Source organism: Liquorilactobacillus nagelii DSM 13675, assembly GCF_019444005.1.
In the GTDB taxonomy this organism is placed as follows: domain Bacteria; phylum Bacillota; class Bacilli; order Lactobacillales; family Lactobacillaceae; genus Liquorilactobacillus; species Liquorilactobacillus nagelii.
Genome location: NZ_CP049304.1, coordinates 2,160,146 through 2,183,121, shown reverse-complemented (window position 1 = coordinate 2,183,121; position 22,976 = coordinate 2,160,146). Strand labels below are relative to the sequence as shown.

Genomic DNA, 22,976 nt, shown 5'->3' with positions numbered 1-22,976 from the left:
CAATAAGGTAGTAACAAAAGAGTTTCGTTGACTAAATGATACTCTAAGATGACAGTTTAAATTTTTTCAAAATAAAAAGTCATAGCAATTTCTGCTATGACAAATATCGAAGAATTGAGCTGTTCACTTACTTAAAATGGTTTGTAGCAATGATATTATAATACCCGCTACAATGATTACAGTAACGATTAGCGCAATAACTTGCAATTTACTAATCGGTTTTTCTTTTTGTTGTTTAGGTGCTTGGACTTTCTTTAACCGCTTTGTTATGTCTTTTTCAAACAAATCTGAGTCTTCATTTTTTTTCATTTTAATTTCCTCACTATTCGAGCAATTGACGATATTGGTTTAAAGTCGCTTGATTAGCAGTCTCGGCCTGATGTTCTAATTGCTTTTGCATATATATAGGATCTTTTAAACATCTCTTCAGTTCCTCAATCATTGTACTTACATGCTGAGGCTGAAACAATTTATCTTTCGCTGTAAAATGCCGATTATGCGCCGTATTTTCAAATCCCACAACTAATAAATTATAATCGAAAGCTGTTCTAATAGCGTTCTGCAATTCTCCTTGATGATTGATATCTAAATAAAAATCACATTTATACCATAAAGTATTCAGTTGTTGCTGCGTAATATTAGGATAGAGGGTAACATTCTTGTAATACCGGAGCTGTTCTAATTTATCAGACATTTCTGTGACAGCCGCAATTTTAAAATCCATTTCTGGTAATCTTTTTATTAATACTTCAATTTTTTCTAGTTGATCCGAATTTGTCAAAATCAAACCGTTTTTTCCGTAACTATTTTTTCGCTTATATTGATAAATATATCCGCCAAAATTAATATCTAATTTATTGCTACTTATTTTTTTTGCATTTTCATAACTATCACGTTCAAAAAAAATAATTCTTTTTGTTTGTTTTGCTTGCCCATCAAAAATCAATTTCATATTTCCTGGCATTGTTTGTCCCAAAGGTTCCTGCCAAAAAAGTAAATCTTTCTGAACAGTTTGTCGTTTAAGAGAAATGAAAAAAGGATAGGATAACGAGTTATATCGGATACAGTCTAATTGGAATCCTCTTTGACACAAATAATAATAAATAAATTCTGTTCTAGACATAAAATTCAAAATTTTTTCATTCGTATTTAAAATAATATCTCCGGTAAGCAAATTTTCAACGATTTTTTCCTTGCCTGTTTGCGTATAATAAGTCTTAATAACTGATTGCCCCGCCAAATTAATTGTTTCTTGGGCAAAGCGCCATCCAAAACAGTTATAATAGTCAATACTGCGTACTTTTCCTGTATAATCAAACCACTTAACTTCTTTTACCCAACGTTTATTTTTGGGATTAGCATAAACTATTTCTCCTGCCCGACGATCATAATCATAAATACTTGCCGAACTGTTATCACCTCTTATTTCCCAAAAATCTGGAACCGCAATTTGATTGAAAAATAATGGGTGACCTGCACAGTCCTCCCGCAAAAAATAATTCCAAGGAGATTCCAAGTTGTCGGGGAGCCAACCGTCATCTTGAATAATAATTGTCGGCTTCTCTTCTCCAATCGCTTTAAGAGAAAAATAAAGATCCCAAGTCGCTTGATCATTTCTATCAAATAAATTAATCATCTACCAGTTCCTCCAATAAAACCTGCCATTTTTTTGCAACTGTAGTGAACAAATATTTCTTTGCCAATTCATATGAACATTGGTGAGCGGCCGCAAGATCAAAATCAGTAAATAAATTATTAATTGCTTTTGAAAGCCGATTAATTGTTAATGAAAATTCATTATTTTGGTGATATGGTATCAGATAACCATTTTTTTTATCCTGTATAAATTCTTGGTTTCCATAACGAACATCCAATCCAATTAGAGCTAATCCTGACCCCAAGGCCTCCATTAATGTTAATCCAAAGCCTTCACTTGTCGAGCTTGAAATATATCCTTGATAATTTTGATAAATATTTTCCAAATCTTGATGCCCACATAATTTTATATATTTTTCCGCATGCAAGTTTTGGATTGTTGATTGTAATTTTTTCTTTTCTGAACCTTCACCATAAATATCGAAAACTAATTGTGGAATTTGCTGATGGGCTTGAACTACGGCTAAAATTAACCAATCAATATGTTTTTCAGTGGCTAATCTTGAAGCAGTAATTAAAGAAAATTCTTTTCTCTTTTGAGCTTGATTCAGATTAGGCAATCCTCCAACTGGAATTGCTGCAATTTTAGGTGCAAATCCACAATATTTTTTGAATTGCTGTTCCAAAATTTTCTTTTGTGTGATTGTTGCTGTGACAAAGAAGTCTACTTGATTTGCTTGATCAAATTGATACTCATAAAAATTATTCCATAGAATGTTAGTATCATCTGTTGCATTTTCACTAAAATGTTCAGCATGAATTACAACACCTAATTTTGCTGGTTTATGATGCCGAAAAACTGCTTGGCCAATTCCAGTTGCTCGATCTAAAATCAGCACATCTTGTCCGCTTAAATTTAATTTATCTATGAAATAACCGATTAAATCAATTTTTGAATATAAAATCTTGTCAGGGAAGAGATATAACTCGTTATTTCCATCAATTAATTCTTCATAGGCTATTGAACCGTTTTGATTAAAAAAACGTCGGAGATACAGATGAGCACTTTGATCCTTTGGTGCATAATATTCCGAAAAAATCTTTGTGGATGTAAAATAATCTTTACGTATCAAACAACCACGAGAAACATATTCAACCCGCGCTACCAAATCACTATTGGGTTCTGCTAAGTACACTGTTGCAAATTGCTTTTCAGCTTTAAAATGATATCGAATTACTTTAGAATTAACTTCTTCTATTTTTCCTTGACGTTTCTCGAATTGAATACTTTCTTCAAATTGCTGTAATGTGTATTTATTGGGGGATATTTTTATGTCGGTGAAAAATTGATACAGCCAAATTATCTCATCATCATGAAAACCAATATTGCTTGTTAAATTTTCAATATTTTCATTTAAAATCAAATCAGTAAAAATAAATTTGACGGGTTGTTTTATTTGGCGCATAATTTTTGCTCGATACGCTTGGGCATACTCAACTCCGCTGCTTGCCCAACCTATTCCTAAATTGAAATTGTAAACCGTCATCTTGTTTGTCCTCCTTTTCTAGGAAAAGTAAATAACTGACTCACCGTTTTCTCCAGTTAAAATGGAACTCAATAATAAATTTTTGATGATTTGTTGCATTATTCTCGACTTCATTTTTTTAAAAGACGTCATCGCCTCTTGGTGATATTCATAAATTGGGTTTCGCTGTGCATATTGGCGTGCTGAAACTACTGTCCGTAACTGTTGCAAATTATCAACTTCCTCTATCCAACAATTGTCAATTGCTTTTAAAATTGCTAACCGAAAAAAACTTTGCCGATCACCTTCGTTCATCGAATTAATCTTATTATGCAATTGTGATAAGGCTATGTCGTATAAATAATCTGTCAAAGATTCCTGATCAAACGATTTACTGTCTTCAATTTGATAACTATAACTTAGATTGTCCCAAATAAAGCGACTTATTCTCTGCTGTGTTAAATGATGGCTATTTTTTACAAAAGTGTTGATCTGCTTTTTTAAAATATTTTTTACCTGACAATCTAGATGCTCTGTTCCAAAAATTAATTTATCACGTTGTTTATAAATCTCTTCACGTTGAATTCTAACGCTTTCATCAAATTCCAAGGTACTTTTTCGCTGCTGATACCCATTGTTGTCACTAACATTTTGAGCTCTTTGAATTGCTTGATAAATTAACCTTGATTTCAGCCTTTTAGGAGAATTGCCAAACTTAAAAGAATGATTTTCAAAGTAGTGACGCAGCCAACGTGCTCCAAATTTAAACACTACTTCATCTTCAAGTGAAACAAAAAAGCGACTCATTCCCGGATCTCCTTGCCTGCCCGCTCTTCCGCGCAATTGTAATTCAACTCGATGGTTAGTCATTTTCTCAGTTCCAATCACAGCAAGTCCACCTAACTCAGCTACACCTGTTCCCAGCTTTATATCCGTCCCTCGTCCTGCCATGGAAGTTGCCACCGTTACCGCATCTTTTTGACCTGCCTCGGCAATAATAGCTGCCTCTTTAGCAGCATTTCGGGCATTTAAAACATTGTGAGGTATCTGTTCACGCAGTAATAATTCTGAATAAATTTCGGACAGTTCTACAGATTGTGTCACAAGCAAGATCGGTTGCCCTTTTTGATGCAACTTCTTCACTAGATCCAAAGATGCTAAAAGTTTTTCTGGCAAAGTTGAATAAACCAAATCAGGTAAATCACGGCGAATTATTGGCCGATTAGTTGGAATTCGAACGACCTTCATATAATAAGTTTCGATAAACTCCTCTTCTGCTGTTTTACCTGTTCCAGTCATTCCCCCTAGCTTTTTAAATTTTCGAAATAGATTTTGAAAAGTAATCGACGCCATTGCACGCATATCTGGAGTGATATCTAAATTTTCACGTGCTTCAAGTGCTTGATGCTGCCCAGATTGAAGCTTGGTCATTTCCAAGACTCGTCCGTTTTGTTCATCAAGCAGTTTTATTTCTCCAGCTTCAACAACGTAGTCTTTACCATTTTCAAATAACGTGTGCGCTCGCAGGGCAAGCATTATTTGACGTAATAATTCAGTGTATTGTCCATCATATAACTTTGAAAGTCGAAAATAATGTTCAGCAGCTGTTATCCCTTTTGGCGTTAACCATACTGATTTTCGTTCTTCATCTAGTTTATATTCTTGGTCCTCGGACAATGTCTGAATAAAATTATCGGCTATCCGATACATATTGGACTGAACCCTTGGTGCTCCAGAAATTACTAGTGGAGTCTGGGCACTATCTAATAACACTTGATCAACCTCATCTACAATTGCGTATCCAAAAGGCCGCATATACTTCTCAGCTGAATTACTTGCTAGATTGTCCAATAAATAATCAAAACCAAAAGTTCCACTCGTTGTATAAACAATATCTGCAGCATAAATTGCCCGTTTTTCAACTGGTTTTAAGTCTTTATCCGGTGCTGTTACACCACAACTGCAACTTAAGCCGAGCCACTGATACACTTTTCCCATCTCAGCCGCATCACGTTTTGCTAAGTATTCATTAGCTGTTATTAATAACGTGCTTTGACCAGTTAAAGCATTTAAATATAACGGCATTGTAGCAGTTAGCGTTTTCCCTTCCCCAGTTTTCATTTCAGCAACATTGCCTTGATGGAGAACAATGCCACCCATTACCTGAACATCAAAAGGAAACATTCCCAACACACGTCGATCTGCTTCACGCACAACTGCAAAAGCTTCTGGCAAAATTTCATCTAATGTTTTGCCATTTTCTAGTTGGTGCTTAAAAAATACTGTCTTGTCTTGCAATTGAACATCAGTCAGACTTTTGAATTCAGAAGCATACTGGTTAATCCGCCTTACTAAATGATACAAGCTTCTTAGTGTATAGTCTTTCATTAACATCCCTTCTAATTATCAATTTCTTGTTGGATTTCCTTAAATAACGATTCTTGATTGCTATACAGGTTTGGCGGAATAAGTGACAAAGAATCCCCCGAAATATTGTCATTCATAGCTGAACTTGGAAGTGAATTAATTAATTTTGCAGCAACAATTGGCAACTGCTCTCGCTGAATAATATTTAAATATTGTTCAGTAGTAAACCATCTCTTTGAGAGCTTATTTGATGCCGAAAACAATTTGCTATAGTAACATGCAGCAAAATTTGAAATTGGTCCGGCACCGTAGAAAATCATTTCTGCACTTTTGGCCTCAGCTAAGATTCGTGATTTCACTTCTGGATCAATATAGAGATGAGCATTTATAAATGAGCTACCAATCAATAATATATTCCCACCTATTTTTTTTTCTAAATTAATTTTAATTGGAAGCTCAACTGTCCTTAATGTCGGTTCTAGAAAGAAAATATGTAATTTTGAATTTCTCCCTTGGTTAAACTTTGAAAAAAAGAAATTATCATTTTGAGGTAAAGTGTAGCGACTGTCCATTAATTCCAGTCTTTGAAAATTAATTTCCTGGCACCCAGCATTCAATAATGCAATGCTATAACTGGCAGACATTGTTGGATAAACAAATTCCCCTTGAAAACCAGAAATAAATTTTTGCCCAATCAACTGCCCACCATGGTTATAAAAACTTAGTCGAACTAACACTGACTTGGCTGGTTCAGTCCGAGCTCGTAATCTTAAAACATAACTATGCTTTGGGGTTAATAACGGTAATTGTGGGCAAAATCGTTGCGCTTGATAGTTAGTTTGTGAATACCATTCAACAATTTTTTTTCCTGGCGACATTAAGTTATTCGCAAAGGTCACATGTTCTTTACTTAAAAAACTGATACTTGACCCATAGAGATAGGTTGATGCTGTGTTCTCCCAGAATATTAAATTTACAGCATAATTATTCATAATTATTCCTTTCGAAATCATTTCTTAAAAAATAATTATATTGGTTTAGAAACCAACTTATTATTGCAGGTGTATTATCATTATGTCTGCCAATCCACCCCTTACCCAAAATCTTTACCTGTTGTGGCTGTAATTGGTGAACAAGTTGTTTAAAAGCTAAACCATCATAATCATCATTTTTCATATAAGCTGCAGCTATAACAGTCTCTTTAAAATTTCCCTGCAGTAACTTTCGCCAGATATAGTGATTCAAATCCTTACTACTTGACCCCTTGGCTTTCCCACTCATTAATATATCCAATGAAGTATCAAATTCTTGCGGACGCAAAAGTCTGTTATTTTCAGCAATCAACCCAAGATTTATTAAAGGTTTCCCGAGAATAATAGCATGTGCTTTTAGAAAACTGCCATAGTAGAGCGCGGCAAAGGTTCCCATTGAAATTCCTGAAAGAATTATCTGCTGTTGAGTAAAGCCTAGTTCTGCCACTACTTTTTTTATAACCCCTAAAAGTTTTTGCTCATATTCCTGAGAGCCAATGTAAAAGTTCCCTCCTTCTAATCTAGGATCAGTGAATAGCAAAAATGGTGCACCTAGCTTTTTCAACATACCATATCCTTCAAAGCCTTCAAGCGAACGATAACCTGCAAAATAAACATTTAGCGGTGGTTTAAGATCACCCGGATCAAAGTAATAAAAAAACTCCTGTCGAAATCGATCCACCATGCGTTGACCGCCAACTATTAAATTTCCGAATTCGTACCGTGACCAACGAAAATGCAATGAACTTATTTCTATTTTGCCCTGACCTTTGATCCAAAGTACTGCATTTAAATACGACCCATTTTTTTCATTATGCGTTCGTTCCAAAATTTCTGGTTGCTGCAACTGTTGTTCACTCAAGGTCCAAGTTGGTTGTTCATTTTCAGTTGATCCATTTGCAGTTTCAAAAAACTGTAATTTTAAATTTACACTCTCTTCCTTCAAATACTCTAGCCAAACTTCTACTCTTTTTCCTGGATCAACATACATGCTATTTCGCCAATAGACTAATGGACGATACTCTGAACCATAGTTACTATCTAATTCCAAGCTTGAATTACCATGATATCTCTGTGTTCCATTAAAAGCCGGATTAATCTCAATATTATTGACTCCTAATTTAATCCCACTTTGGTTATCAAAAAAGCTTAATGCAATTTTTTTCAACAATTTTGTTGGATCCTTTAGGGAAACTGCAACTGCTCTCTTATTCTTTAAAAAATCAACAATTTTTGGACTTATTGACTTTTGCTCTTGCGGATATAAAACTGCATAAACTGGTGCAGTTTTTCTAATTGTTTCATTTAAGTCATCTAATTGCTCCAGATCAGTCAGCATAAGTACTCGCGGCTTAAAGCCATCTTTCAAAAGAAGTTTCTTTTGTGCCTTTTCAACCGTTATAAAATCCCATTTCAACTGATCAGGCAAGGAAAACTTTTTAGACCAATCACTCACTCCAACTTGAAGCACAGAAATTTTTTGAGGATTCATTTACTCCGCTTCCTTTGAAATTTTTTGCCATTTTTTTATCAAGTTTTTACTCGAATATTCTGAAATTCTTTTTGCCGCATATACTAAAGCTTGATTCCAGTTTGTCAAACCTACTAAATAAAAATTAACTGCCTGCTTTAACTGGTCGATTTTCTTAATTATCAAACCATTTTTGTGATCTTCAACATAGCTAGTTTTTACTTGATTAATTTGTGGAATTCCTGCGCTTATACTTGCAATTTGTAAAAAAAGGTCAGGTTCTTTAGCTAAGTCTATAACTAACCTGGTATCAGATAATTGTCTAATAACATCTTCTTCACTTTGTAAAAAACACCATATAATTTTTCTCTTGGTAGAATTAAAATCATTTTCATTTTTAACTTTTGAAACAATTTGTTGCTGATCTGCAAAAACAAACAAGTCCTCAGCTTTTTGTTGCTGAATTACTTGCTGCACAACTTTCTTCCAATAAGTCTGAGTATTTTGATAATCAACCAAGACTAGCTCAATCAATTGATTTTGTTTCATTGTCTTGATAAGTTCACTTAAAACGGGCTTTTGATCACTAATATCAAGTCTGTTAACCAATAACAAAATTTTTAATTTTTTTACTTGTTGACTATGTCCTAATTCTAATCTGCTATCAAATGGGGAAATTTGCACTACTTCTGCTGGATAATCAGTATGAGAGCTGATTGAATTTAATTGACTGACAGTTTTATCTGTGTCGGCAATAAAAGTAGCGGCTTTTTTAGTCAATTTGACAATTTGTTGTTTATCGATATCTTGACGTTGTGCAAAAAAAGAAAAAACTACCTGTTTTCGAGGTAAGTCAATTTTGTTTACCAAATTGATTTGTCTCTCAGCAGCAGCCACAATTAAAGTATCCTTTTTAGAAAAACACTTAGTTAAATACTGGCAAAATTTCTCAACGATTAATTCTTCAATGTTATCGTATTTTTTTTGCATAAATTCAGTATAAAAATTTGGATTAACTTCCACATTCATAGCTGGATAATTTACTTTTATTCTCCAATTTCCGTTTAAGTCAAAAAAAGTTTGCTGTTTTTCAGAGATTGATTTATTTTGATAAATTAAACTCGACAAAAAGCCACGATCATCAAACAATAAAGTCTCAGACGACTTATCATTTAAAAACCGAATAATTTTTAGTAATCGCCCATTTGAAGCAAACTCAATTCGGGCATAAAGCTGATCTTGTCGGCGGGCAATAACCAAAAATGGCGTATAACTAAATTCAATATCAGTGGGCCAATTCAAATCTGTAAAATTTAACGACCGCATATATTTCAAATTGATACCTTGAATTACATCAAAAGCATTAAAACTATTTACCCCTAGAATATCTTGTCGCTGTAAAAAGCTACGCAAAAATGGAGAATAGCTTAAAATAAGCATTTTACTAGACTGGTTAGCTTTAATCAGCATCCGCAACTGATTAATTGTGTCATCAAATTCAATTTTTCTTGTTTCACGGTACCAAGGTTCAGCTGTATTTTCCCAAAAATTTTCTGATTGCTGCCAATCAGGCAAAAAATAAAACATTATTTTCCTCCTAATCTGAAAATAAATCTGAATAGCTATGCAATAAAATAATTGTTTTTATTTGATCTGTAATCATTCACAGCATACTAACGGACATTAATAAAAAACCGGGCAACATCAATGTTGTGCTGTATTGAGAATAGATAACTCCCAAATACAGCGGACATCCAGCAATGAGGCCTGTAAAAAAAGCTCCCAACGTTGAAAATAGCTTTATATATCTTTGCAAATATGCTTGCGTGGGAACTCCTGGCTGACAATTAATTATATAATCACCTGATTTTCTCAAATTTTCGGAAATCTTTTCTGCATCAACATTAACAAAGCCAAAAACAATTGATAAACTAACTAAAATGATTACGTAAATTGAAACACCGAAATACGAATTAAGTCCAATATTTTTTGAAAGCCAATAAATCAACATATTTTGCTGGTTAAAGTTGTGTAAAATACGAATAAGATAATTGGGAACTAGCAATAGTGATAATCCAAACATAATCGCCATCCCGCCACCTGGGTTAAGCCTAACGGGTAAATATGTTTGTTGATTAAATTTATTATTAATTAAAATTCGATGGATTATTATTCGATACTCTGCTTTATCTAAAATCACCGCCATCAATATAAGTAACAACCCAACAACCATAATTAATATAAGCCAAAATGCATAATTCCAAGAAGTTAATTTAACTTTAAAAATCGGCTTTACTTGTTGAGCAATACTAGCAATCATTCCGAATAAAACGACAGTCACCGTTCCTCCAATTCCATTAATTGCGTTCATATTAGCCAACCAAATCAAAAAGAAACTGCCACTGACCATCGTCAAAATAATAATTAAGGTTTTCAACAAATTCATTTCTACCAATCTTAGCCCTAATAACAGGCCCCAAGCTTCAATCAGAGCAATAAAAAGCGTTATCAATAACTGAAAAAAGCTTGCTTCTCGTTTACTCAATTTATCAAAACTAAACTTTTTAATCATCACCAGCAGTTGCCAAATAATCATCGCCGACATCCAGGGCCCAAGTCCCAAAGAAAATAAAGAAATTTGCGATAAATTAGCTCCCGTGGCACTGCCTGATAAAGCCAATAAGTGATCATTAATCATTAATTGCTTAATCATTTTATAGTCATTAAACGGCAAAGGAATATGACGACCGATATCATAAACTATTAAAATCAAAGCTGTCCAAGAAATTTTTTTTAAAATTATTCTAGTACTTTCATTTTGTTTTTGATTTTTTTTCACTTAAACCTAATCCTTACGTAGTAGACAATGAACTGTTTCTATCAATAATTTTTTGGTAAAAAACCCGTTTCGCAGCAATTCAGCAAAATGGATAGTGTGTTCAATATATTCTTGATAGTCTTTAGATGATAACGACTTAACTTTTATAACAGCTTCATTTAAATCATTAACTACTAATCCAAGTTTATTATCCTCAATAATTTTCTGATTAGAAATTCCCTTTTTCACAACTACTGGAATTCCAGCAGCTAAGTATGTGCTTAGTTTATAAGAAAGACATACTTTCATGTATTCTTCAACTTCAGGATTATCAGACCAAACTAAACCCCATCCACCCTCAGCCAAATTCAATAATAGATTGGCCGGTGATTGCCATCCTTGAAACTCAACTTTTTCTTTTTCAGCTGGTGCATTAGTTGAATAAAGATGTAATGGAATCTCGTAATCCCATTTATTAGCAAAAGAAAATTTTTGCGGATCACCAATGAAATTTAAATAATCATTTTGTTTTGGAACCGGTAAATCCAGATCTGTTAAGCAATCCCACATTTCTTGAATTACGATTTTTTTGACTTTCAATCCCTGTTTTCTCAGCAATTTTAACATCGAATTTGAAGGAACAATTAAGACATCTGCTTGATTATAAAAGTTTATTACTCTTTTAAATAAATAACGATTAGACAAAAACATTAGCGGTAAAACATCATGAATAAAAAATGCAATTTTGACATTTTTATATGCTTTTAACTTTTTGACAAATTCCTCATCGTATTTCATATCATTCCAAGTTGGTGATTGAAAAATTACTAGATCTCCGTTGGCCACACCAGCCAAAACACCATCCAATCGTTTGTCCAACTCTCTTGGACTGTCAACTTTAATATCATAAAAATAAATGCTTAACTCATTAAAAGCTAAAGTCCGCGCAATCTTAGCAACTGTGTTTTGGGCAATTAGCGCTGTACTTTTTGATGATTGACCGTATATGTTTGTTATGTGTATCTTCATAGAACTCTATCCTCCAACAAATATCCACATTTTGTTATATTTGCTCATATTTGAAACATAATATATCATAAAAGAACTAATCAGTTAAGAATAAAATAATTTCATGCGCTTAACCAATTCAAATTTTAACAAAAAAAGGTTAAATCATCCACAAATTAACCTTTTTAAATTTAAAAAGATCGTTATTGCTTTCAACGCACAAATAGAGTTCTAGATTGAGGACTCTAGAAACAATTTATTAGGAGATGATATAGTGGAGAAATAGCATTGCACGTTTGGAAAGAAACCAATATTTTGTGAAATATCTCCTTGAAATTAAAGTGAAATGAGCTGTAAAAGATAGGCACTAGTAGTAAATCTAACTCAGCTCATGCAGTAAAACATGGATCAACTATTATAAAACAAGCTGGCCTTTAACCGATAAAAAATCGACAAAAGACCAGCTAATAAAATGGATTATTGACTTTAACTCTTTAGAAAGCAGCTCACTTTTGAATCAGGCTCCACAAGTGCTTTTCACTATCTAATTTTTGTTCCAAAGTGTAATGCTCCTGCGCCAAAGGTAAAATAATGATACTCAACTTTAGCTAACCCTGCTTCTTGAAACAGCTTGGCTAATCGAGGCGCTGTTGGAAACTTTTCTGCTGTTTTCTGCAAGTAACGGTAATCTTGCCGTTGATTGCCACATAGCTTTGCTACCCACGGAACTAATGAAAAGTACATTTTCCAACCCATTTTTAAAATTCCATCTTGTGGTTGTGAAGTTTCTAAACAAACAACCTGTCCGCCAGGTCGAGTCACACGTGTCATTTCACGCAGTACTTGCTGCGCATCATGAACATTGCGCAAGCCAAAACCAATTGTTACCAAATCAAAGGAGTTATCGGCGAACGGCAACTTCATTGCATCCCCTTGTAGCAGTCTGACTTTTGATTGTAAATTGGAATTAGCTAGTTTAGCTTTTGCCAACTCCAACATTTGCGGGCTAAAATCTAACCCGGTAATTCGGCTGGTGTCATTTGTTGCTCGCGCTAAATCTAACGTCCAATGACCGGTGCCACAACATAAATCTAAAACCTGTGCATTAACTGGTAATCGCAAATAATTCATCGTTTGTTTGCGCCAAGAATTTTGAATTCCTAAAGTAATCACATTATTCATCTGATCATAATTTGGTGCCAAACGATCGAATAGTTCCTTGACCTTAGTTGGCGGTGTTGGATTTGTTATTCCCATTGGTTCATCCCCTGACTCTCAAATTAACTATCTTAATCTTGATTTTAGTCTTTTTATCAGCTGCTAGCTAGCTATAGCTCCTACTAAAAAATAAAAAACTGAACCACCAAAAGCGATTCAGTCCTGCTAGTTTTAAGTTAAAATTAGCTTTTATTTACTATAATTAGGTGCTTCTTTGGTAATCTGAACATCATGTGGATGTGATTCACGCAAACCAGCGTTAGAAATCCGAATAAACTGAGCATCATCTTGCAAACCTTTCAAGGTTGCTGCTCCAACATAGCCCATTCCGGAACGTAGCCCACCGACCATTTGATAGACAACATCGCCAACCCGGCCTTTATAAGCAACCCGGCCTTCAATTCCTTCAGGAACAAGTTTGTTAGCTTCGTTAACTCCGCTTTGGAAGTAACGATCTGATGAACCGTGCTTGCTGTCCATAGCAGCCAAGCTGCCCATTCCACGATAAGTCTTAAACCGACGGCCTTGATAAATTTCAGTTTCACCAGGTGCTTCATCCGTTCCAGCTAGCATACTGCCCAGCATAACTGCATTACCACCAGCAGCCAAAGCTTTAACGATATCACCAGAATACTTAATCCCGCCATCGGCAATAATTGTCTTTCCATATTCACGAGCAACGCTGGCCGCATCATAAATGGCCGTTAATTGTGGAACGCCAACGCCGGCTACAATCCGTGTTGTACAAATTGAACCAGGCCCAATTCCAACTTTAACAATATCAACCCCAGCATCATATAAAGCTTTGGTAGCTGCGGCAGTGGCAACATTACCAGCAATTAAAGTTACTTTCGGAAAATGTTGACGAATTTCCTTGATTTTACGGATAACTCCAGCTGAATGGCCATGCGCTGTATCGATGACAATTGCATCAACCCCGGCATCAATTAGCGCCTGTGCTCGATCAAAAGTATCACTTGTTACTCCGACAGCAGCAGCAGCTAACAAACGACCATGTTCGTCTTTAGCAGCATGTGGAAATTCAACAACTTTCTCAATATCTTTAATAGTAATTAAGCCAGTCAAGCGACCTTGATCATCAACCATTGGTAATTTTTCAATACGATGTTTATGCAAAATATCTTGAGCTGTTTCTAAAGAAGTTCCGGTAGGGGCAGTAATCAAATGATCTTTTGTCATCACCTTGTCAATTGGCTGATGATGATCATCAACAAATCGAAGATCACGATTAGTAATAATGCCGACAAATTTACGATTTTCTAAACTATCAACAATCGGGACTCCGCTGATACGGTACTTACGCATTAAATCCTCTGCTTCAGCCACTGAATTTTCTGGTGTTAAGAAGAATGGATCAATAATCACGCCACTCTCAGAACGTTTAACTTTACGCACTTCATCAGCCTGTTGCGCAATCGTCATATTTTTATGAATGACACCTAAGCCACCTTGACGTGCCATCGCAATTGCCATTGAAGACTCGGTAACCGTGTCCATTCCCGCACTAATAATCGGGATATTAAGTTTCAAATTATCCGCCAACTCAATCTTCAAATCTACATCATTTGGCAAGACGTGACTTTCAGCCGGAATCAATAAAACATCATCAAACGTGAATCCTTGTTTCGCAAATTTGGTATCCCAATTCGACATTACAAAAACGCTCCTTTAATATTTTTATTTTCTAAAATACCCAATATTCTGGGTAAAAGCAAGCATTCTCATCTATTTTTCACAAAAAAACGATTAAGCAAGTAAAAATAATTGAAAATTTTGTTTTTTTTACGAACTTTACGACGATGATGATCAACTCAAACAATAACTTCTAAAAATCTTTCAGCACTATAAAGCTGCCGCAAGTCATTCAATCAAAGTAAACCGAGATTTTTGCCGGAATTAATTTTAGTTTAAAAAGTATCTCACATTAATCGACAATGATCGCACTTAATTTTTTTACACTACAAGTTAGCCAAAAAAAAGACCTCCAGAAGTTTAATCCGGAAGCCTGCAAGTGAGTGGATTGACTAGGTCCACAAAGAAAGTGTATTGCCATCTCAGTTTCTAAATATATTTTAACATCTATCAGTTGTTAATTACAATATGTTATACTAAGTACCAGCTACAGTATGGGTTTGACCACCTGAATCAAACTGTTAGCTAGATGGTGTTTAAAATAGCCATCCCAGTTTCAGCTACTTTAGTTATTCAACTATTTATCATTTATTTGATACTCAAGAATAATGAGAAGTAAGCTTAGGGCACTAGGTTAATTCCTAGTGTCTTTTTTGAATTAACCGCTGTTTTCTTTCTCCAGGATAATATTTTTTATTGCTTTGAAAGATATTAGCTTTCAATCAATTCGTGGTATTACCTTGATCTAACATCTTCTTAATTACCGGGACTTGTCCCAATCCTGTAATTTCTTCTTTGGGCATTACTACCAAATTAGTATCTGAATTAGCTAATTGAACAAACGCTGCAATGCTTTGGTCTTTAAAATATTTTTCGTCAACCGTCTGCAAAGCTGCCGCCGTTTTAGCAATTCGATAGTTTTCTGCATCAGCTCGTGTCCGTGTTGCTTTGGCTTGTGCTTGAGCAGTCTCAATTAAAGCCCGATTTTTGGCATCAGTTGTTAATTTAATATTCTGAGCTTCGCCTTGTGCTTTAGCAATTGTAGCAATTCGCTCTCGATCAGCCGTCAATTGCTTATCCATGGCTTCTTGAATTGCTGAAGATGGTGTTAACTCATCAATATTTACCCGGTCAACGTTGATACCATAAACATTAGTTAAATCACCGATTGCTGCCGCCAAATCCGCATTGATTTTAGACGTTGAACCTAATGCATCAGTTAATTCCAGCCGGCCAATGATATCTCGTAAATGTCCGCGCACAAGCTGAGCCATCGATTCTACTGAGTCAGTGTTTTCATAAACATATTTTTGCGCATCGGTAACATGATAGTTCAAGGTGACACTAGCTTTAATATCAGCATTGTCTTTAGTGATCACCGAATATTGAGATAACTTTAAAGGCCGCATTGCCAGATTCACTGTCCGAATATGTTGAAAAAATGGTACATAAAAATGCAAACCAGCATCAACATTTCGACGATACTTTCCTAACGTTTCAACTAGTCCTTGACAATTCTGCTGAATAATTTTAATTCCAAGCATACTTTTTCCCTCTTTCTTTATCTGGCAACGGGCCGCAACGTTAAAATATTGCCATTAGCTTCAATCACAATATAGTTTTTACTTGCTGAATAATCCTCATTGCCTTCAATCAAATAACGATAATAAATTCCATTAACCTGTGCCAAACCATTTTCCGGATCGATTTGACGGGTCTCGACCACTTTCCCCAAAAACTGGCGATTTTCCAATGATGTTGCTGGTTTTACCTGCAACGCCTGTTCAATCCAAGTATTCAACAAACTGTTGACGCTGCGATTTTCTTGTTTCGCTCGTTGTTCCAGTTGTCGTTTCAAGTCTTGCGGTAAACGCAATAAAAAAGTTACTGGATCTTCCAAATCAGTCACCTTCAATCTCTAATCAAGTACTTGATATCATAATGATATCATTTTTAAAAATAAAGTCAATCTTTTCAATTAAAAATTTTTCCCTGTAATTAGGCGGTACATTTTGTAATTCAACGGCTGCTGCAATTGTAAATTCATCGCTACCGTTGCACGTGGCTTTTTCCCCGGAATTGGTAAATTAATTTCTACTACCGAGGAAGACACCACTTGGCAACGTCCAAGATAATAGAAACCTTTTCCTTCTTCATCACTGCGTTTGACAAATAAGTGAATCGTTACTTTATAATTTCCTTGCTCATCTCGTTCCAACAATTTTTTTACTTCAGCTGAATCTAAATGTCGTGGACTACGGGTATACCAACGTATGGTGTCAGGACTAAGAAAGTAGTTAACATATACCCCTGAACGAGCATTTTTAGCTGCATCATTTTGATAGGTCACAAACATTGGGCAATCATGATTACCAACTCGATAACCATATAAAGGGGCACTAACATCCAACGGCCAATTCAGTAATCGACAAACATCTTTGCGCGTATATTTTTGGTATAAAGTAAAAGCTTGATCTGCTTGATATTGCTCCGAACGCAACAAACCAGCAGTTAAAACATCTTGCCATAATTTTTTAAACCAAGCTGATGTCTGCAACTGCTGCCACAGTGCTTGGTTTAGTTGATAACGATCCGCGATTAAATTAATTAACGACTGCCCACCGTATTTATCAGCTTGAAGTTGTTTCCCCGCTTTAACTTGGAAAAAATCCAAACTTAAAATTGCTTTAACTGAATCTAACGTTGCTGGATCTGTCTTGCAGTTATGTTGTTGCAATAAAGTCAGATACTCCGCTGAAGTCAATTGAAACTGATTGCTTAAAACCTGAAGTAACAATAATTCATGGCGCCGTTTACCGTTTAATAACTCCTGTGTGATAAAAGTCAACCAGGCATCTTGCTGCTTGGTTATAGTTGGTTGAGCTGCTTTCATTTTATTCAAAAACTGATAATAGTTATCAATTTGATTATTTTCAGCAAAAACTTCCACATCCAACTGATGTTGTTGCGCAAAGTCAGTTAATAATGGAATGCGACCAAGCCGCTGTTCCATTTGTTGGTACATTCGCCGCAACTTAATAAAGGCATCTAGCTTAACCCGCTGCAACGAAGCATAAATCTGCTGGCGGGCGACTTGTGTAAATGTAATTGTCGATAAACCCATAACTGGTTCCAAGGCTAAAGTTGAACGCACTTGATCCTTGTTTAAAGAATGATCCTCAGTCAGTGCTAACGGAATCAAATAGTTGTTTTGATAATTACCAATAAAATCCAAAACTGTTAAATACCTTTTTCCAGCAAATTTTCGCAACCCGCGACCTAACTGTTGTAAAAAGACAATTTGCGACTGTGTATTGCGCAACATTACAACTTGATTAACACAAGGAATATCGACCCCTTCGTTAAAAACATCAACCGTCACCAAGTATTCCAACCGGCCTTGTTCCAATTGGCTGACTAAGTGTTCTCGCTGAGCAATCGTTGTCGTTCCATCTAGCGAACGGGCTGGGTGGCCTTTAGCTGTCATCGCTTGCGCTAATTCCTTTGCCTCATCGCGCCGACTACAAAAAATCAGGCCATGAACTTGAATACCTGAATAACTGTAATACTCTAACTGCTGTAAAATATACTTCACTCGTTCTGGCGCAACCAATTGACGTAATGGTGCTTTGTCAGTCAAAAGTTGTCCTTGATATTCATAATCTTGCAATCCAATATAGTGAAACGGGCAAAGCATTCCAGCTGCCAAAGCATCTTGCAGACGAATCTCATAAGCAATGTTGTAATCAAACAATTGAAAAATGCTGTAATCATCTGTCCTTTCTGGTGTTGCAGTCATACCTAAACAAAATTGTGGTTGGAAATAATCCAGTAGCCTTTGATAACTTGGAGCACCACTGCGATGTGCTTCATCAATTAAGAGATAATCAAAAGTTTCTGGTGCAAAGTGCCGCATTACCGCTGGTTGAGTCAAAGTTTGGATCGTAGCAAATAAATATTTAGCCTGTAACTGCTGATGGCTCCCGCTTAAAAGTCCATAATCACTGTCAACTCCACCTAAAATTCGTTGAAAACTAGCTTTGGCTTTCCGTAAAATCTGTTCACGATGAGCAACAAACAAGAATCTTTTAGGAGCGGCTTGTTGGACATCAAATGCCCCCAGAAAAGTTTTGCCAGTTCCAGTAGCCGAAATAACCAACCCACGCTGAGCTCCAGCCTGACGTAAAGCTGCTAACTGTTGCAGGGCGGGCCGCTGCATTTGGTTAGGAGTTACCGCTTCTTGATTAACCATGGTCGAAGCAGCAATTGCTGGAGATAATTGCTGAACCACTTGCCAGCGTTGACGATAATTTTCCAACCAAACTGGCGTTAACAGCTGACTTTGTTGCCATAATTTTTCAGTTGCGGTGTGTAATTGTGCCACCAATTGACCCTGCTTCAATGAATTTAATTCTAAACACCACTCATAATTTTTTAACAAAGCTGAGCGAGTAAAATTAGCACTGCCAAGAATCAACGTTTGATAATCTGGTTGTTGATGCTCAAAACAATATCCCTTGGCATGAAAACCAGCCAGCGGCGCAATTTTAGTTGTTAGATTAGGAATCTTCAATAACTCAGCTAAGGCATCTGGCCGATTAAAGGAAAGATAATCCGAGGTTACCAAACGCCCACTAACATTTTTAGCTGACAAATCTGCCATAACTGCCTTGAAAGGCGGTAGCATATCTGCCGTTATAAAGGCAACTGCAAAGACAAAGCTGCTGCATTGTTGTAACTGTGTCCGGATATGTTCCCAAATCGTTTCTTGTTCCGAGTTGCTTAATAATTTTGGCGTGTAGGCTGAAGTATCTGCTTGTTTATCACTAATCAATCCCGCTAATGCCGCCTGAGTAATAATTTGCTCGAATTTCATTCTTTCACCCGTTCTTTCTAATTCATTTTCAGTATAACAAATCTTACCCTGCCAGTATTGAAAAACTCGCTTACGCAATTCTCCTAGATTAATTAGAATTACCCATTCACTTGAAATAATCAGATCAAGCAAAATATTACTATTCAAATGCCTTAAAACCAACTACAATAAACACAATAACTTAATGAGGTGACAAAATGAAAGAACAAGCAAAAATCGAAATTCTACAAAAACTGATCAGGATTAAAACAGTTAATAATAATGAGGCCGAAGCTGCCGATTACTTAGCCAGCTTATTTGAGCCTTATTCAAATGCTAAAGTCGAACGTCTGACCTACGCCCCCAATCGCGACAATCTGATCGTCACGATTGGTGAAACTGGCCCAATTTTGGGTTTTTCGGGTCACCTAGATGTAGTTGCTCCTGGAGATTTGAATGCTTGGGACAGTGATCCTTTTGAACCAGTCATTAAGCAGCAGCGCTTGTACGGTCGCGGAGCAGCTGATATGAAAAGTGGCTTAGCCGCCTTGGTAGTTGCTATGCTGGAATTACTTGAGAGTAAGCAACCATTATCTGGTCGCATTCGTTTGCTGGCAACCGTTGGTGAGGAAACCGGAGAATATGGAGCAGCCCAACTAACTAAAGCTGGCTATGCAGATAATTTAATTGGTTTAATCGTTGCCGAACCAACCAGCGATCTTAGTCAGCTGGTCTATACTGCCCGCGGTGTAATTGATTATCGTATTACTTCAATCGGTAAGGCGGCTCATTCAGCTCGACCGCAATTTGGAGTTAATGCAATTGATAACCTAATGCTTTTTTATCAACAAGTTAAAGCACGTTTTGCCGATTTTACAGCAGTTGATCCGGTTTTAGGTGGAATTACTCATAATATCACTAAGATCTCAGGTGGTGAACAAGTTAACAGTATCCCTTCTTATGCTGAACTATGGGGAAATATTCGTACCATTCCTGCCTATCCAAATCAAGTCTTTTACGACAAAATTGCTGAGTTACTGGCCGAACTTAACCAACAGTCTGACGTTAAGTTGGCAGTTGAATATAGCTTTCCAGAAGAAGCTATCCCAGGGGACCCACAATCTCCAATTATCAAAGCTGCCCAGCTAACTGCTCAGGAAGTATTAGGTCGAACTTTTAAAATTGCTGGTAGTTCCGGAGCTAATGATGGCGCTGAATTCCTACAAGCTAAAGGTACCTTTAATAGCATTGAAATCGGTCCCGGATCTGACAGTTCCCATCAAAGCAATGAATATGTTGAATTGCCAATTTACCTGCAGGCGATTGAATTTTATCAAAAATTTGCTTTAGAATTTTTAAAGTCCCAAACTAATTAACCTTTTCTAACATCGATATCAAATCACTATCAAAAAAAGCGGTTTCGCGCTATGATTTGTTTGGAAGTCAGTTTTTATCAAACTTAGTGAGGTGATCAGCATGAAGAAAAAATGTTTTTGCGGTTTAATTTTGGCAACTGCAACTGCAATTGTCGCCTACAAAACGGTCAAATACATGAAAATTGGTCAAGGCGACGATTTGAATGCCTATGCTAAATACAATAGTTAATTTCTAGTCATTGAAAGGACGTGATTTTGATTGGTTAAGAAAAAAGCAGTTATGATTGGTGCCGGTTTAGCTAACTTAGCAGCAGCAGTCTATTTAATTCAAGAAGGACACTGGAATGGTGATGCTATTACCTTTTATTCACTCGACGATCATGGTTCAAATGACGGTTCAACCACTAGTGAGGCAGCCGATGATTATTGGTCTCAGCAGCATCCATTAGAAAATACTCGTGGTTATCTTGCCCGTGGTGGCCGGATGCTTAATTATCGAACTTATGTTGACCTAATGGATTTACTGGAACGAATTCCCTCGGCAACAGAATCTGGCTTAACGGCTGCTCAAGATACTTATGAGTTTGATGCAGCCCACCCAACCTTTGATAAGGCTCGCTTAATGGAAGGCGGTAAAGGGATTATAGTTGCTGGTCATTTAGGTTTGAACAATACTGACCGCTTACTGTTGACAAAATTAATTATGATGCCGGATGAGGATGAAGAAAAGCTTGATAATATTTCGATTGCCGAGTATTTTAAGCATTCACCACATATTTTTCAAACAAACTTCTGGTATATGTGGGAGACAACCTTTGCCTTTCGTTTACAAAGTTCGGCACAAGAACTACGCCGTTATATGCATCAGATGATCTATGAATTTACTCAAATTGAACATCTAGTCGGCGTCAATCGAACTCGCTATAATCAATTCGAAAGTATCATGCTACCATTGATTAATTATCTAAAAGAGCAGGGTTGCCACTTTGTTCTCAATCGGCGGGTGACTGAGTTTAAGTTCAAGCCAACCACGATGCAAGATGAAATCACAGTTACTAAAATCAGTATGACTAACACCGAAACTAACGAAACCGAAGAAATTGAAATTGACGATCAAACCGCTGTTATCTTTACCAACGGTTCAATTACCGACTCAGCTACTCTGGGTGACTATGATACTCCTGCTACTGAAAACCCAGACTACGGCGCAGCTGCGAGTCTCTGGAAACAAATTTCGGAACAGTTTTATAATCTTGGTAAACCTGACAAGTTCTTTGCGGATCGTTCTGCCAGTGAATGGGTTAGCTTCACTTTGACAACCAAGAATCACCTGCTATTGGATGAAATTACCCGGATTACCACGCAAGTGCCCGGTAATGCTTTAAATTCTTTCTTATCAACTGAGCCAATCACTCCTTTAGGCCAAAAAGATGTTAACATGTCAATTGTTGTTCATCATCAGCCGCACTTTACGACACAGAAACCAAATGAAACTGTTATCTGGGGATATTTCTTATACCCACGCCGTCGAGGAGAATTTGTCCAAAAGCCTTACGTTGAAATGACTGGTAAAGAAATGGCTCAAGAATTAATTGGTCAACTAGCTAAAGTTGATCCTGGTCCAGTTAACATTAAAACTAAAGAGGCTGAGATTCTTGCTAGCATTGTTAACAATATTCCCGTTTATATGCCTTACGCCTCTGCTTTGTTCAATAATCGAGCTAAAAGCGATCGTCCTGAAGTTATTCCGGAAAATTCGACCAATCTTGCCTTTACTGGTGAATTCGTTGAACAGCCCTTCCAAATGATTTTTACTGAGCAAAGCGCTGTTCGTTCTGGCGAAATTGCTGCCTTTCATTTTGCTGGAATTCCAATGGCTCATTTGGTTAACACTCCACGCTATGATCGTGACTTAAAAACGTTAATGCGTGCTACTAAGAAACTCTTCAGTTAATGTGTCTTTGAATCGCTAAAAATTCTATCGATTAACATAAAACAACGACCACCCAAAACTAGTTTGTCCTAGCTTTTGGTGGTCGCTATTTTATGAAGATTTC

The 22,976-nt window shown here is 36.3% G+C and carries 17 protein-coding genes; 3 read left to right on the top strand and 14 right to left on the bottom strand.

Annotated features, from left to right (window positions below; genetic code table 11):
• Positions 1-123: 123 nt before the first annotated feature.
• The 14 genes from G6O73_RS10880 to G6O73_RS10815 all read right to left on the bottom strand — a co-directional run bounded on the left by G6O73_RS10880 (position 124) and on the right by G6O73_RS10815 (position 19,564).
• Positions 124-309, bottom strand: a complete 186-nt coding sequence (locus tag G6O73_RS10880; RefSeq protein WP_057885052.1) for a hypothetical protein — start codon at positions 307-309, stop codon at positions 124-126.
• 13 nt (positions 310-322) lie between these two features.
• Positions 323-1,636 carry an accessory Sec system glycosylation chaperone GtfB gene (gtfB, locus tag G6O73_RS10875; RefSeq protein WP_057885051.1) on the bottom strand — a complete coding sequence of 438 codons (1,314 nt, stop codon included), beginning with the start codon at positions 1,634-1,636 and terminating at the stop codon, positions 323-325.
• On the bottom strand, positions 1,629-3,143 hold the full coding sequence (gene gtfA, locus G6O73_RS10870) for an accessory Sec system glycosyltransferase GtfA (RefSeq protein ID WP_057885050.1): 1,515 nt from the start codon (positions 3,141-3,143) through the stop codon (positions 1,629-1,631). The genes gtfB and gtfA overlap by 8 nt, the downstream gene beginning before the upstream one ends.
• 18 nt (positions 3,144-3,161) lie before the next feature.
• Complete coding sequence (gene secA2 / locus G6O73_RS10865; RefSeq protein ID WP_148127193.1) at positions 3,162-5,510, bottom strand: accessory Sec system translocase SecA2; 2,349 nt, start codon at positions 5,508-5,510, stop codon at positions 3,162-3,164.
• Positions 5,511-5,521: 11 nt separating this feature from the next.
• A complete protein-coding gene (gene asp3, locus G6O73_RS10860) occupies positions 5,522-6,481 on the bottom strand; it encodes an accessory Sec system protein Asp3 (RefSeq protein ID WP_057885048.1) in 960 nt (319 codons plus the stop codon).
• Entirely contained in the window at positions 6,474-8,012 is a 1,539-nt protein-coding gene (gene asp2 / locus G6O73_RS10855; RefSeq protein WP_057885047.1) for an accessory Sec system protein Asp2, read from the bottom strand. The genes asp3 and asp2 overlap by 8 nt, the downstream gene beginning before the upstream one ends.
• Complete coding sequence (asp1, locus tag G6O73_RS10850; RefSeq protein WP_057885046.1) at positions 8,013-9,578, bottom strand: accessory Sec system protein Asp1; 1,566 nt, start codon at positions 9,576-9,578, stop codon at positions 8,013-8,015. It abuts the gene before it with no gap.
• 76 nt (positions 9,579-9,654) lie between these two features.
• Positions 9,655-10,830, bottom strand: a complete 1,176-nt coding sequence (gene secY2, locus G6O73_RS10845; RefSeq protein ID WP_057885045.1) for an accessory Sec system protein translocase subunit SecY2 — start codon at positions 10,828-10,830, stop codon at positions 9,655-9,657.
• A 6-nt stretch (positions 10,831-10,836) separates the two neighbouring features.
• Positions 10,837-11,838, bottom strand: coding sequence for a sugar transferase (locus G6O73_RS10840; RefSeq protein ID WP_057885044.1), 1,002 nt, complete (start codon positions 11,836-11,838; stop codon positions 10,837-10,839).
• Between the two features lie 519 nt (positions 11,839-12,357).
• Positions 12,358-13,074: a demethylmenaquinone methyltransferase gene (locus G6O73_RS10835; protein ID WP_057885043.1), complete on the bottom strand. Its 717-nt coding sequence runs from the start codon at positions 13,072-13,074 to the stop codon at positions 12,358-12,360.
• Positions 13,075-13,224: 150 nt separating this feature from the next.
• Positions 13,225-14,709, bottom strand: a complete 1,485-nt coding sequence (guaB, locus tag G6O73_RS10830; RefSeq protein ID WP_057885042.1) for an IMP dehydrogenase — start codon at positions 14,707-14,709, stop codon at positions 13,225-13,227.
• 701 nt (positions 14,710-15,410) lie between these two features.
• A complete protein-coding gene (locus G6O73_RS10825; protein ID WP_057885041.1) occupies positions 15,411-16,232 on the bottom strand; it encodes an SPFH domain-containing protein in 822 nt (273 codons plus the stop codon).
• A gap of 17 nt (positions 16,233-16,249) precedes the next feature.
• Positions 16,250-16,597 (bottom strand): Arc family DNA-binding protein, encoded by a 348-nt coding sequence (locus tag G6O73_RS10820; RefSeq protein WP_057885040.1) that lies wholly within the window; start codon positions 16,595-16,597, stop codon positions 16,250-16,252.
• Between the two features lie 69 nt (positions 16,598-16,666).
• A complete protein-coding gene (locus G6O73_RS10815) occupies positions 16,667-19,564 on the bottom strand; it encodes a DUF3427 domain-containing protein (protein ID WP_057885060.1) in 2,898 nt (965 codons plus the stop codon).
• Positions 19,565-19,761: 197 nt separating this feature from the next.
• Between G6O73_RS10815 and G6O73_RS10810 the strand changes: the two genes are divergently transcribed.
• From G6O73_RS10810 to G6O73_RS10805, 3 genes are all read left to right on the top strand, one after another.
• Complete coding sequence (locus G6O73_RS10810; protein ID WP_057885039.1) at positions 19,762-20,919, top strand: ArgE/DapE family deacylase; 1,158 nt, start codon at positions 19,762-19,764, stop codon at positions 20,917-20,919.
• 100 nt (positions 20,920-21,019) lie between these two features.
• A complete protein-coding gene (locus G6O73_RS12970) occupies positions 21,020-21,148 on the top strand; it encodes a hypothetical protein (RefSeq protein WP_261905947.1) in 129 nt (42 codons plus the stop codon).
• A 30-nt stretch (positions 21,149-21,178) separates the two neighbouring features.
• Positions 21,179-22,873 (top strand): oleate hydratase, encoded by a 1,695-nt coding sequence (locus tag G6O73_RS10805; RefSeq protein WP_057885038.1) that lies wholly within the window; start codon positions 21,179-21,181, stop codon positions 22,871-22,873.
• The last annotated feature ends 103 nt before the right edge of the window (positions 22,874-22,976 follow it).